13 protein-coding genes and 2 tRNA genes are annotated in these 14,037 nt (G+C 45.2%); 6 read left to right on the forward strand and 9 right to left on the reverse strand.

What is annotated here, in order from left to right:
* Positions 1-147: 147 nt before the first annotated feature.
* Together OH463_RS19650 and OH463_RS19655 are read left to right on the forward strand one after the other, a co-directional pair.
* Positions 148-486 (forward strand): YceK/YidQ family lipoprotein, encoded by a 339-nt coding sequence (locus OH463_RS19650; protein ID WP_017190267.1) that lies wholly within the window; start codon positions 148-150, stop codon positions 484-486.
* Between the two features lie 107 nt (positions 487-593).
* Positions 594-1,316, forward strand: a complete 723-nt coding sequence (locus OH463_RS19655; RefSeq protein ID WP_104026131.1) for a peptidase — start codon at positions 594-596, stop codon at positions 1,314-1,316.
* 110 nt (positions 1,317-1,426) lie between these two features.
* Here the strand turns inward: OH463_RS19655 and OH463_RS19660 are convergent, their stop codons facing one another.
* The 9 genes from OH463_RS19660 to hppD form a co-directional block, all read right to left on the reverse strand.
* Complete coding sequence (locus OH463_RS19660) at positions 1,427-1,897, reverse strand: hypothetical protein (RefSeq protein WP_029791034.1); 471 nt, start codon at positions 1,895-1,897, stop codon at positions 1,427-1,429.
* 819 nt (positions 1,898-2,716) lie between these two features.
* Positions 2,717-2,793 (reverse strand) — tRNA-Val (locus OH463_RS19665).
* A 46-nt stretch (positions 2,794-2,839) separates the two neighbouring features.
* A tRNA-Val gene (locus tag OH463_RS19670) sits at positions 2,840-2,916 on the reverse strand.
* Positions 2,917-3,095: 179 nt separating this feature from the next.
* Positions 3,096-3,434, reverse strand: a complete 339-nt coding sequence (locus tag OH463_RS19675; protein ID WP_009697431.1) for a hypothetical protein — start codon at positions 3,432-3,434, stop codon at positions 3,096-3,098.
* Between the two features lie 153 nt (positions 3,435-3,587).
* Entirely contained in the window at positions 3,588-4,250 is a 663-nt protein-coding gene (locus OH463_RS19680; RefSeq protein ID WP_009701558.1) for a DUF2726 domain-containing protein, read from the reverse strand.
* A 196-nt stretch (positions 4,251-4,446) separates the two neighbouring features.
* Positions 4,447-5,115, reverse strand: coding sequence for a maleylacetoacetate isomerase (gene maiA, locus OH463_RS19685; protein WP_009697429.1), 669 nt, complete (start codon positions 5,113-5,115; stop codon positions 4,447-4,449).
* A gap of 20 nt (positions 5,116-5,135) precedes the next feature.
* Entirely contained in the window at positions 5,136-6,173 is a 1,038-nt protein-coding gene (locus OH463_RS19690; protein ID WP_009697428.1) for a fumarylacetoacetate hydrolase family protein, read from the reverse strand.
* A 9-nt stretch (positions 6,174-6,182) separates the two neighbouring features.
* Positions 6,183-7,313, reverse strand: a complete 1,131-nt coding sequence (locus tag OH463_RS19695) for a homogentisate 1,2-dioxygenase (RefSeq protein WP_033008437.1) — start codon at positions 7,311-7,313, stop codon at positions 6,183-6,185.
* Positions 7,306-8,379: a 4-hydroxyphenylpyruvate dioxygenase gene (hppD, locus tag OH463_RS19700; RefSeq protein WP_005445472.1), complete on the reverse strand. Its 1,074-nt coding sequence runs from the start codon at positions 8,377-8,379 to the stop codon at positions 7,306-7,308. The genes OH463_RS19695 and hppD overlap by 8 nt, the downstream gene beginning before the upstream one ends.
* A 388-nt stretch (positions 8,380-8,767) precedes the next feature.
* On the opposite strand from hppD, the gene OH463_RS19705 reads away from it, so the two are divergent.
* From OH463_RS19705 to oppB, 4 genes are all read left to right on the forward strand, one after another.
* Positions 8,768-9,232, forward strand: coding sequence for a TetR family transcriptional regulator (locus OH463_RS19705; RefSeq protein WP_009697426.1), 465 nt, complete (start codon positions 8,768-8,770; stop codon positions 9,230-9,232).
* A gap of 682 nt (positions 9,233-9,914) precedes the next feature.
* A complete protein-coding gene (locus tag OH463_RS19710; RefSeq protein ID WP_005445476.1) occupies positions 9,915-11,021 on the forward strand; it encodes a M20/M25/M40 family metallo-hydrolase in 1,107 nt (368 codons plus the stop codon).
* Positions 11,022-11,338: 317 nt separating this feature from the next.
* Positions 11,339-12,949 carry a peptide ABC transporter substrate-binding protein gene (locus OH463_RS19715; protein ID WP_269992246.1) on the forward strand — a complete coding sequence of 537 codons (1,611 nt, stop codon included), beginning with the start codon at positions 11,339-11,341 and terminating at the stop codon, positions 12,947-12,949.
* A gap of 164 nt (positions 12,950-13,113) precedes the next feature.
* Complete coding sequence (gene oppB, locus OH463_RS19720; protein ID WP_009705956.1) at positions 13,114-14,034, forward strand: oligopeptide ABC transporter permease OppB; 921 nt, start codon at positions 13,114-13,116, stop codon at positions 14,032-14,034.
* Positions 14,035-14,037 lie beyond the last annotated feature (3 nt).

Below are 14,037 nucleotides of genomic sequence, written 5' to 3' on the forward strand. Positions count from 1 at the left end.
CTCTCTCTTAAACGCCACTATGTACCTAAACACTCTAAACTTTGTTGCGTAGCGCATATTATTGAACACAAAAAAGAATATCTACTCGCAATTCATTCTTTTGGGCTATAGATTCAATTTCAACGTTTATGTTTATAAAATATTTAAATGAAAATGAAAAACAATAACTTTAAGAAACTACGAACTGCATTACTTCTTACGCTTACCACTTCAATGATGGGTTGTTCTTCTTTGGATACTCACCTTGTGGGAGGGTATGGAGCGCCGTTTTCAGGAACAACACTGGCAGTCGCGTCCCAACCTTGCGCTTTTAGAAACGACTCGGTGGTCGACTATGTCTTTTACCCTTTGACTTTCATCGACATCCCGCTCTCTTTAGCAGCAGATGTCGTCTTTCTTCCGGTTGATTTAGCAATGGTGTTTACGCCAACGACGGACTATCGATTTGCATTAACACAAGGCTGTGGCACACATAGCATGATCTAAAGTTTGTTGTTAACTCGACAGCTAGCATTTTTATAAAAGCCCTACACATAAGGAACCAGACGCAGATAAACATGTCTATTAATGCGGTTCATTAATCAGGTAAATTTATGTGTGTTAAGTTAACAAAAATGGTTCTCCCTTTTCTATTGCTGCCGGGAGCGCCCGTTTACAGCGCAGAAACAACCAACGTTACACTTGTGGGTGACTCGATTCACTACACCGGTACATTAACCTCCGAAGCAAACGACGCTGTTGTGGAAATCTATGCTGATGCGGCAGTGAAACCAACCACTCTTGTGATCTCAAGTGACGGCGGTGATGTGGAACTGGGAATGGCCTTAGGTGAATGGGTTTTTGCAAATAAAATAGATATTGAAGTCAACGACTATTGCCTTTCCTCTTGTGCAAACTATGTATTTACCGCAGGCAAAAACAAATATATATCAAACAAAGCAATTATCGGTTTTCACGGAGGCTTAAGCAGTCAGGAGTTTGATACCTCAGATATTGAGGCTTCATTTAAGGACTTACCCAAAAGACAAAGGGAAGAAGAAATTCAAAAAGTCTTACATGAAATGCAAACGTATATTGGCAAAACTAAGGAAAAAGAAGATTCGTTCTTCAAAAAAATCAAAGTAAAACAAGAAATAACAACCCTTGGTCAATCTCCCCGCTACGATAGTTTTTCCGATTCGGATTACTCCGGTTGGACCTATAACCCAAACGATTATTCGAAACTTGGAGTGAAAAACGTTTTTGTTAAACAGCCACCTTGGGAACTCGAACAACTCAAAAAATTTGGAAAAGTTTTTGTAGTCGAAGTCGAATAAACTTCTCGCTAAAGCCCTGAAAAATAGCACCGGGAAAACCCGAGAATAAGAGATATCTAGGCTTGATAGTGCATTCAATCAAGCCTATCTGCGAGATACGCTTCAAACCTCTATTGCCAGGTAGAAATAATCTGTCTCAGCTTACGTTCTTGTCTTAGTGCTTCAAACCAAAAACCACCACAAGTCAACGCGATTCCAAACAAAAACATACCGAGTGGTATGAGCAAAGGTAAGCTAAAAGTATCAACACTCAGAAGAATGTAAATACCGGCACCTCCGGTAACGGCAAGCCAGAACAGCATAAAACCCATCACAAACAAGTTTAACCGCATGGAGACGCTCACCCGAGTACCATCTTTATTCGCCTCTACCTTTCCCTTCATGACAGGTAAAAATGAATTTCTGTAACGAATGTTTCCCACAAGATCGAAGCCCGTTTCGTCTACCTTTCCACAAAATGCTGAAGAGGAACTAGGCTTGAAAAAAGCTCGTTCTGATGTGTTTTCTTGTATTCGCTTTAAAACTTCAGGTGCAGACAAGAACGTATCGATTTGAAACCTATTATAGGGAATTAACTTCATAATGATCTCTATATTGAACATATACCCAAGTGACTTCAAGATGCTGGATTCAGAGCGTTGTCATTGATTCGAGTGCAAGGAAAACAACGAAGCGGAATAGCACGCTCTTTCCAAGTTGTTTGACGTAGCAATCGGGTCAATGACACGCTCCCAGAGGGCGAGTTGTCTTGGTTTGTATACTTTGTTGCCGGTTCTTGATTTAGACCCACTAAGCCTTCAAATCGCCGCCGCGTCTACAAACCAAGTCATTCTCGCTGACCCAAGCATCTCGAGGTTACTTGGGTATATCATTCAAAACTACTCAAAAATGCCACACGTTGCGAATCAACATTAAAAAACTGTATCCGTTCAAACCTGAGAAATAACAGTTTACCACCCTTATAACATTGAAATAATTGATAATTTCCAGATTTATTATTGAATATTCCAATTACCGCAAAATAAGCTTGAGCGATTGTGGAGGTAAACCGTTCACCTCCGCTTGACCTTTACCTTGGGTGAAGCCCTAGCCTTTCTTTATCAGGTAATGAGAAAGGGGATTTCTTATGGGCATGTGTCATCACAACGGTTCAGATGTTTCTGAAACCAAGCCAATTTGGCGAATACTACTCATCCTAAGTTCAATCGTTCTATTGCTCGTTTTGTTGTTTGGATAAAAGGCGGGATGGCATGTGAAAGTTGCGTACGTCAGGACACTCGATGAATCACGTACCTGAACATCGAATAGCGGAGAGCTGTGCCTTAGAGGGAAATTAGCGCGATTTGACAAATTTCAGGTAAAGAAAAGCCCACCTAAAAAGGTGGGCGCTTCTTTAAATTTGGTGGGTCCGGGCGAACTCGAATCGCCGACCCCTACCATGTCAAGGTAGTACTCTAACCAACTGAGCTACGGACCCAAATTTTATGTTCGGCATGCTTTGGTTTTAGCATGGCTTTAAGGAGTGGTGGGTCCGGGCGAACTCGAATCGCCGACCCCTACCATGTCAAGGTAGTACTCTAACCAACTGAGCTACGGACCCATTCCTTAAGAACGAGAAGGATATTAGCTATATCCCATTGGGGGTGCAAGCATAAATTCACTAACTTTGGATCGTTTGGCGAAAATCTAAACTCAACACCCGTTTTCAGATGATTTTATCGTCAAGGCTCGACCTGAACGGTGTTAAAAGTGTGATCTACTTAACTTTTGTTGTTTGACCTAATTGTCGTAAGGCACTTCACTGAGCATCCAAATTTGCAAAACTTGCGATACGTTTGGACAATCACCAAACAAAATTTGGTATTTAGGCTCAAATGGTTCACCAATAAACGTCGTACGTATCAACTTGCCCGTTTTGAGATCCACTTGAGTACTGACTCGCCCTTTGAAATTTTGAAAAATCGCAAACTGCTCACTGTGGTAAACCATCTGTTCACGATAAAACAAGAAGTGATCCTGAGGTGTATCTGTTAATTGGCATTCAAGTGGTTTGAGTGACTGCTGTGCATGGCTACTGAACGTGAGCAGTAGTGCTGAAAGAATCCATCCATATCGCATAACGCTTCCCTATTCTTCTTTCTTTATCAAAGTATAGGAGCTACCAGAATGGATGCTGCGAAGTGCTCTTCTTTGTTCAACGGTAAAACAAAAAAGGCTTCAACTAATCCAGTTGAAGCCTCTCTCTATTTCACTATCTAGGGAACAAAATGCTTATTCGTCTTCGGTATCAAACACTACATTGTAGTTTTCTGTGTAGGTACAGTTTGGTTGGCGACTACAAGTAAAGAAGCGTCGACCTTTAAACTCGCCTTGGCTTGCGGTTCTGATGATCATCGGACTGCCACACTTTTTGCAAAAGCGGATTTCTTTGTCCGGCTCAATCAGATCAATGTGTGCTGCCAATAAACGACGTAAACGTCCCACTTGGTAACTGTGTTTTACCGATGCACCAATCAAAGGAAGGTTCGCCGATTTACACACGTGCATCAGCAGTTTTTGGCGCTCGACTTTGCCTTTATGCAGCTGCTGACCATTATCAAGCTCAATAATTACACGAGGTTCAAGCGTTCTAGGATCGCAGATAACGTAATCAAAGTAGCTGCGTGAAATTCGGTTACTGGCAATGAAGAACTGCTTCTTATTTTTGACTTCTTTTGGTGCGATCAGCGTTGCCATGTTTACTTTGGCAAACACCACTGCGTGATCACCAACCGCTGCTCTCAAGGCATTAAAAAACGCCCCTTCCTGCCCTTTTAATAGTGGGCCTTTCGAACGGTATGGGAAGTCTCGCGTGTCATCGTTTTTGATCACGTACTTTTGAATGATAAAGAAGAAAACAACAAGAAGAACAACAATGATAAAGATGTTGGTCATAGATAAAGTGCGCCCAAAACAACTAGTTGCTCAAAGCCTAAATGGAAATTCTAACCAGAGCAACAAAACCGGTAAATTTTGCGGAGTGATAATAACAGCCGCAAAGCTTTTGAGCACGATTTACGTTAATCAAACAAGAACAAAAACGGGCTCCGTCAAGAGCCCGTTTGTTATTCGTTAAAATATAGAGAAAGTACTAGCTGTTCGCGTCGGGTTGGTTTTCTGGCATGGCATCAATAAACGCTGGCAGTTGATTACATGCTTCTACAATCGAGCTAATTACCGGATAAGGTGTCATATCCACCCCAAAACGTAATGCATTGTACACTTGAGGCACTAAGCAAATATCAACAACAGAGGGAGAGTCAGTCACACTGTAGATACAGTTTCCATGTTGTTGTCGATGCTGATTTAGCTTCTCTTCTAATGCCATAAAGCCTTGGTTAACCCAATGATGAATCCACTCGACTTTCGTCTCTTGACCACACGACAGCTGCCTTTCTAGGTACTGCAATACACGCAAATTATTGAGTGGGTGGACCTCCATCGCGATATCCTGAGCCATAGCCAAAGCTTGGTAACGAAGCGGCGATGGTTCTGGAACCACTCGAACTTGCGGATATTGCTCATCAAGGTACTGAATGATGGCAAGAGATTGGTTGAGTTGAATATCACCATCCACCAGCACTGGCACAAGCTCGGAGGCGTTTAACTCATGGTACTCCGCGCTGTGCTGCTCGCCGCCATTACGTACCAAGTGAACCGGTTTAGATTCATAACTCAAGGCTTTTAAGTTCAAACAAATGCGAACTCGATATGCCGCCGAAGAACGCCAATAGCCGTAGAGAGTGATGTTATCGCTCATACTTCCCTTGCCCCTCACTCTCAGTGTTTTAAGTATTGGCTGACTTGTTGATCAATCGCACCAAAGATCGAGTTACCATCTGCGTCAAACATCTCAAGCTTGATGGAGTCACCAAATGACATAAAGCTCGTCGACGGTTTGCCATCACGAATGGTTTCAATCATGCGCACTTCTGCAATGCACGAGTAGCCTACGCCCCCCTCTTCGATAGAGGTACCATGCTCCATGCCCTGTTTGTTCGATACTGTGCCCGAACCAATGATTGCGCCCGCAGAAAGTGGACGGGTTTTGCTGGCATGGACAATCAAATCAGCGAAATCAAACGTCATATCTACACCTGCATTCGGGCAACCAAATGGTGCATTGTTGTAGGTTGAAACAAGCGGCAGATGCACTTTGTTCTCATACCATGCTTCACCCAGCTCATCTGGCGTTACTGCAACAGGAGAAAACGCCGACGACGGTTTTGATTGGAAGAAGCCAAAGCCTTTCGCCAACTCCGCCGGAATCAAACCACGCAACGATACATCGTTTACGAGCATGATAAGGCGAATGGATTCTTGTGCTTCTGCAATGCTTGCTCCCATCGGCACGTCACCAGTGATCACGGCAACTTCACCTTCGAAGTCGATGCCCCACCCGTCGGTGGCAAATTCGATGTTGTCGCAAGGACCAATAAATGCGTCAGAACCACCTTGATACATCAAAGGATCGGTCCAAAAGCTTTCTGGCATTTCCGCACCACGCGCTTTGCGGACTAATTCGACGTGATTGACGTAAGCACTGCCATCCGCCCATTGATAGGCGCGAGGCAATGGTGACTCTAGATAGTGGGATTCAAACTCTTCACTTCCTGAAACCGAACCATTGTTTAGCGCGTTATAAAGCTCTTCCAGTTGTGGCGCGACTTTATCCCAGTTATCCAATGCCACTTGCATGGTTGGCGCGAGATGCATCGCATGGAAAATTTCGGTTGCCGGAACACATTGTGTCAGGTCTTTGCTCACGACCATCAACAGACCATCGCGAGTGCCATTTTTCTTGGTTGCTAATTTCATCCTTGCCCCTTACTTCTCTTGCCAGCTATAGACGTATTCTTTGTTTTCAACCTTATCGAGCTCATCAGAGAACTCGAGCGCATGGCGTGTATCAATCATCACTGCCACTTCATCGGTAAACTTCTTCTTATATTCCTGCCCTGCTTTGAACGCTTTCGGATGAGGGCCATGAGTAAAGCCTGCCGGATGGAAAGTCACCATACCTGCTTCTATGTTGTCACGGCTGAAGAAATCCCCTGCGTGGTAGAACAAGACTTCGTCATAATCGTCATTGTTATGATAGAACGGCACCTTCAGTGCGCCAGGGTCGCTCTCGATTGGACGTGGCACAAACGTACACACCACAAATCCAGCACCAACAAATGTCGTGTGGGCAGAAGGCGGCAAGTGATAGCGATGCGACATCAAAGGTCGAATATCACGCCAGTTCACTTTCACCACTGCCAAGTCACCGTGCCAACCAATCGCATCAAGCGGGTTGAATGGGTAAGTAATCACACTGACTTTGTCATGGCGCTTCACATGAACTTGGGTTCGCTCTTCTGAGTATTGCGCGCGGAATTCGTCATTGATTGACGGCGTTTCCAGAACCGCCGGGTCAAATACAGCATGATTACCCACCATGCCTTTTTCTGGCAAAGAATAAGCAGCATCGGTGTTTTCAATCATCAGAACAAACATTGGCTCGCTTGGTTCTAATCGCCAACTGGTTGAGCGTGGAATCATTACGTAATCACCTTCGCTCACTTTGAGGTGACCATAGTCGCAATAAAGGTCTGCTGTACCGTGATGGATGAACAGCAACTCATCGCCATCGGCGTTACGCACCAAGAAGTCCATCTTCTCATCCATACGCCATACACGGATCTTACAGTTGGCGTTGTGTAGAAGATGCGGCACTGCCCAAGGCGAAATCTGACTCGCCGTTTCGACTAGGTTGAAATCGAAAGCTCGCGGACGTAAATCGCCTTCCCACTCAGACCAACCTGTCGGTGCGTGTTGATGATGAAAGTGTGCCGCAGGACCGAAGAACCCACTTCGACCTGCTTCACGTTCGTAAATTGCCTCTTCCGGGAAATCAGCATGTGCTTGCTTGGAGCACACTCCCTCCCGGTGAGGGAATGTGATCCATTTATGCATCGCTTAGTACTCCTCGGCGGATTTGGTCTTCTTCAATCGATTCAAACAAGGCTTTGAAGTTACCCTCACCAAAGCCCTCGTTGCCTTTACGTTGAATGATTTCGAAGAACACCGGACCAATAACGGTCTGGGTGAAGATTTGCAGCAAGATGCCGTCTTTGGTTGGCGCGCCATCGATAAGGACTTGCAGATCGCGCAGTTTGCTGACGTCTTCCCCGTGTCCTTTTACGCGCTCGTCGACTTTCTCGTAGTACGTATCTGGTGTCGGCATAAAGTCCATGCCGCGATCACGCAGTGTTTGAACGGTTTGGTAGATGTCATCGGTGGTCATCGCGATGTGCTGAATACCTTCACCGTTGTATTCACGGATGAACTCTTCAATCTGGGATTTGTCGTCAGAAGACTCATTGATTGGAATGCGAATCTTGCCACACGGTGCAGTCATTGCACGGCTAACAAGCCCGGTTAGCTTACCTTCAATGTCAAAATAACGAATCTCGCGGAAGTTACCAATGCGCTCATAGAATCCAGACCACACGTCCATGTTACCTTGCTTCACGTTATGAGTCAGATGGTCGATTTCGTACATACCAACATCTGCTTTCGCTAGGCGCTCGTCTGCATCGTCATAGAAACGGAAGTCGACATCGTAAATGCTCTGCTTGCCGTAACGATCCACGAAGTACAGAAGGCTTTCACCAATGCCGTAAATTGCTGGGATGCTCAGCTCCATAGGACCGATTTCCGTTTTGTACTCTTCACCGCCGTTATCCAGCGCCTGCTTGAGTGCTACGTTCGCGTCTTTCACACGAAAAGCCATGCCACAAACTGAAGGACCATGAACTTTAGCGAAGCCTTCTGCCTGACTGTGCGGCTGAGCATTAACGATAAAGCTGATGTCACCTTGTCGGTACAGCCAAGCCTCTTTAGAACGGTGTTTTGCGATCTCTGCAAAACCCAACGAAACAAACAGCGCTTTCAGTTGTTCAATACCTTCGCTATCCGCCGCTGTGTATTCCACAAATTCGAATCCATCCGTGCCTAATGGGTTGTAGGTGTCCACCATGACTTTCTCCTTATGTCATTGTTGTGTTTGAACATACGTTCTCGTTCGATATTTCTAACTTGGCGCAGGAGGAGGAAAATTGGAATACACGAATGGAAATCTGACTTTACGCAGTTTTAGCTATTGATTGTAAAATTTATGTTACAGCAAATTTAAACATCGCAAACGTTTACGACAACCATAAGGAAAGCAAGTTATATCAATGCATTATCATATCCCTCATCAATTTACACACCCCACCCAAATGTAAACGGTTTGTTACCATGGCTAAATTTATGGGCAGTAACGCGCATTTATCATGCAAACAACGTCAATATTAGTTTGTTTATATGGAATGACAGACGATAAATGTTAGTATGATTTTTTAATCACAATACTGGCAATAGTTATGGCACGCCGAACACACGAAGATACCCAGATCACCATCAACACCATTCTCGATGTGGCAACAGAGCAGTTGATCACGCTTGGTTACGAGAAAATGTCTTACACAACGTTGAGTGAACAAACAGGTATATCGAGGACGGGGATAAGCCACCACTTTGCAAAGAAAGCCGACATCCCGCGCGCCCTGCAAGGTAGACTACTTAAGATGATGATGGATAAACTCGACCTCTCTAACAACGAAGTCACTTTTATCCAAAGTTGGAAAACTCGCTTAGAAGACGCCGAGTTCATGGCGATTTGGCGTTTGGCATTCTTGATGACAGTTTGTGAACATCACACACCTTATCTCTGTGACTTCCAAAGTCAGGTAGAAGCGGTTACCTCTTTTAAGCTAAGCAAAGACAGTCAACGCACTATTGAATGGCTGATCGGATTAACCCTATTGGCTCTTCACAGTGACAAATAGAAAAGAACCATCAAAAAAGCCGAGCACCCTGCCCGGCTTTCTTGTTTTTGTTTTTTTAGTTATCAAGCATAATCCGTTAATAGAATTCTAATTAAAGCGACCGAACCCTTTGCAGAGTTCGGTCTATCCAGAAAGGCAGTGCGAGAGGACATGAATAAACAGAGACTGTATTAATCCACATTTGTGATATTGCTTCAATAAATAGACGGTAAATTACAATCCACCCTACAGATATATTGGTAACTTTTCATCAGTTACAAAAATAGCTCGACTCTGTACATAAATGCAGCATTAATTCTGTTGAATCATAGACTTTCCATCTCTCACTAAATTCGTCAAAAGCTCATACTATACCCAAGTAACCTCGAGATGCTTGGTTCAGCGAGAATGACTTGGTTTGTAGACGCGGCGGCGATTTGAAGGCTTAGTGAGTCTAAACATTGATTGACTAAGTAAACTCGCTTTTAACTCGCTTTCGCATATTTCTACATTCATTGTGTACTTTCGTGACCGCCGCATCAGATCCGGTAATTAGCAGGTCAGAATAATGTCAGGCAGAGGCGTTTTTTGATTCAAAACAGTTTTCACTCGGATTAGCTGTGTAATAAGAGGTGTTCTGTTCCCTTTCGGGCTCGCACTCTATACTGCTGCGGTCTCGACCAAGAAAGAAAGAGACATCCAAATGACACAAATTAATCAAGAACGTCTAGTTGAACATTTCTGCCAACTGGTTCGCATCGACAGCGAATCTATGAATGAAAAACAAATTGCAGAAACTCTGGCTGAGCAACTGGGCGAACTAGGCTTTACTGTTCACAAGCTACCTGTACCAGAACACATTTCTAACGGCTTTAACGTGTACGCACGTCTAGAAGGTAAGAAAGAAGGCTCTATCCTAATGAGCTGCCACATGGATACAGTAACGCCTGGCATCGGCATTGAGCCGATCATCGAAGATGGCATCATTCGCTCTAAAGGCAATACGATCCTAGGTGGTGACGACAAATCAGGCATCGCAGCGATCATGGAAGCGGTTCGCTGCATCCAAGCTGAAAACCTAGAGCACAAAACGTTAGAGCTTGCTTTCACTGTGCATGAAGAAGGCGGTTTGTTCGGCTCTGAGTACTTCGACATGACGCACGTAACGTCTAACGAAGCGATCGTACTGGATACAGGAGGTCCTATCGGCACTATCGTGACTGCGGCACCTGGTCAGCAAAAAATCGTTGCGACAATCAAAGGCCGCCCTGCACACGCGGGTCTAGCACCTGAAGAAGGCATCAGCGCAATCATGGTAGCGGCAGATGCAATCAACCAGATGAAACTGCTTCGTATCGACGAAGAAACCACAGCAAACATCGGTATGGTAAACGGCGGTCAAGCGACAAACATCGTGATGCCAGAACTGAAGATCGTTGCTGAAGCACGCTCTCTAAACGGTGAGAAGCTAGAAGCGCAAGTGAACCACATGATCTCTACCTTTGAGTCAGTATGTGAAAAACACGGCGCAGAAGTTGAAATCGAATCAAGCCGCGCGTACGACGCATTTGTTATCGAAGAAGACAATGCTCACGTATCAGCAATCAAAGCGGCATTCGCTGACATGGGCATCGATGCATTTACAAAAGGCACTGGTGGCGGTAGCGACGCAAACAACTTCAACAAGAAAGGTCTAACAACGGTAAACCTTTCTACTGGTATGGCGAAAGTACACACCACTGAAGAATTCATTGCCGTTGACGACATGGTGAAAATCACGGAATTCGTTAAGCACTTCCTAGTGAAATAATCTAGAGAATAGAGCGCAACTTACGCTGAATGTGAAACGCTAACACTGATCCCCTTCTTGCTTCGAGCATGAAGGGGATTTTTCGTTTCTATCCGCTTTATTCTCTTCACTCTCTCTTTACCCTGCCTTCTTGGCAGATAATCTGACTGTGCCAAGTCGGTATAAATTCACGAATTGAAATTCTATTGGCTCACTTTTTGAGACCAAAAAGCTCAGCTTTCAACACCCTGTTACAGGTATGTTAAAACTCGATTGTCTGAACAATTTATACAATATACATTCAACTCACCTTCAAGGATGAATCGAGTGAGGAAAGGATGAAACTACCCAAGCTACTTTTGTTGGCATCTATCATGAGCCCAATGTTTGCCGCTCCGACTTACGCCGTGCCGTACCCATCGGGCGTGACACTCGCCGAAGCACAAGAGATCACGCTTAATAACGGTGCAGAAGTGACGTCTATCGATCCGGCGAAGCAAGCAGCTGAGCCCGCATTTAACCTTGGTCGAGACTTGTTCGAAGGGTTAACCATTCAAGACAAACAAGGAAAAACCATTCCCGGCGTTGCGAAATCTTGGTCGGTGAACGACAACAATACGGTCTACACCTTTCAGCTTCGTGATGCAAAATGGTCGAATGGTGACAATGTCACTGCACAAGACTTTGTCTACAGTTGGCAGCGCCTACTCGACCCCAATACGGCTTCCCCTTACGCTTGGTTTGCCGCGATTCCAAACATCCAAAACTCACAAGCGATTATGAAAGGCGAAGCAACACCGCAAACACTTGGCGTAAAAGCACTGGACGAAAAAACCTTCCAAGTGACGCTTGAAAAGCCAATTCCATTTTTTATCAAGCTGCTTAGTCATCCTGTTCTTGCTCCAGTGCATCAAGCCACGGTTGAAAAATACGGCAGCAACTGGACGCAACCAAAACACATTGTTACTAATGGCGCGTTTACCGTTTCTGAGTGGAAGGTAAACGAAAAAATGGTGATGGTGAAAAATCCATATTATTGGGACGCAAACAACGTCGTGTTGGATAAAATCACGTGGCTGCCGATTGGTGATGCCAATGTTGTGCTCAATCGCTATTTAGCGGGGGAAATAGACCAAGTGATGTCGATTCCTTCTGCGCAAAAGAAAAAGCTGATCACCAAGCTGCCACAAGAAGTCGCAGACACCAGTGCGTCACTTGGCTCGACGTTTTATTACCTCAACACCCAGCAGGGGCCAACCAAAGACCTGCGTGTTCGACAAGCCCTATCCTATGCCATTGATCGCAAGATCTTAACCGATGCGATCTTAAGAAACGGAGGTATCCCAATGTTTACATTGGTGCCGCCACAAACCGATGGCTTTCAATCACACACCCCAGAATACGCGACATGGACAACAAATCAGCGTATCGACAAAGCCAAACGCTTATTGGCACAGGCTGGTTATAACAAAGCGAATCCACTCAAACTCACTTTCACAGTTCCTACCTTCTCTAAAGACGTGAAAATGGCAACAGCAATGGCAGGCATGTGGAAAAGCCGCTTAGGCGCCCAAATCACCATTAAACAACTCGAGCCTAAAGTGTTCTACGCATTAAAAGAGCCAACTGAAATCACTCGTGGCGGCTGGACCGCAGACTACAACGAAGCTTCAACATGGCTCGATATCTTCGTCTCCAATGGCGAGTACAACGATTCACGCTACAACAACCCCAAATATGATGAGTTGATGTCGCGTTCTAAAACCATGAATGACCCCTCAAAGCTGTATCTACAAGCAGAAAGCATGCTGATTGAAGATATGGCGATTATCCCGGTTTACCGTCCAGGCAACGATCAATATTTGATCAAGCCTTATGTTGGTGGCTACGAGCGTACTAACCCCGAGTCCTCGTACTACCGCAAGAATGTCTATGTGAAAGTCCACTAATGGCATGCTTTCGGCCTGAGTCGGCTCGGTAACACGCACTGACATTGCGAGTACATGGCATATCGTGTCGAACTTCTCTTCTCTCGGTGATGAGCTCAGGCCAATTTTTTTCTCTTTCTCGACGTGACGACATGTGACGTCGAATGACCAAAGGATGATGGATCATGATTTGGTACATTCTCAAACGATTAGCCATCGCGATTCCGACGTTGTTGTTTATCGCTTTGGTCTCTTTTTGGTTGATGCATATCGCACCCGGCGGACCGTTTGACATGGAGCGTCCTATGCCGGAAGTGGTTCGCGCTAACATCGAAGCCAAATTTCACCTCGACGAACCATTTTTGGTTCAGTTCTGGATTTATATTACCAACTTCGCTCAAGGCGATTTAGGACCAAGCTTTGTCTATCAAGACTTTACGGTGACTCAGTTGGTCGCTCAATCTTGGCCGGTCTCTGCCCTACTTGGCGTTCTGTCTTTTTGTATCTCCGTACCACTTGGTATGTTGCTCGGCACCATTGCTGCGTTAAAACGCAATAGCCGCTTAGATTACGGGTTGATGACCCTTTCCATGACGGGTGTTGTTGTGCCTGCTTTCGTCCTCGCGCCAATATTGGTGACGATATTTGCGATTCATTTAGGTTGGCTGCCTGCCGGTGGTTGGGAAGGAGGACAACTCGCTTTTCTCGTTCTACCAGTGCTAAGCCTTGCGATTGGCTCTATCGCCAGTATTGCTCGCGTTATGCGCGGCGCCATGATTGAAACACTGAATCAACCTTATATTCGTACTGCAAAAGCCAAAGGGTTATCGACCGCATACATCTTGTTCCACCATGCACTGCGACCGTCATTGATCCCCGTCGTCGCCATGCTGGGTCCAGCTTTTGTCTCGGTTGTCACAGGCTCGGTCATCATCGATATCTTTTTTGGTACTGGCGGTATGGGACAACACTTTGTCTCCGGCGCACTGAATCGCGATTACGGCTTAGTCATGGGTATTACTCTGATCGTTGCTTCACTGACGATCTTTTTCAACCTTGTGGTCGACTTACTCTACACCGTTATCGACCCGCGTATCCGAGTTTAGGAG

The organism is Vibrio sp. NFR (assembly GCF_027587095.1).
In the GTDB taxonomy this organism is placed as follows: domain Bacteria; phylum Pseudomonadota; class Gammaproteobacteria; order Enterobacterales; family Vibrionaceae; genus Vibrio; species Vibrio harveyi.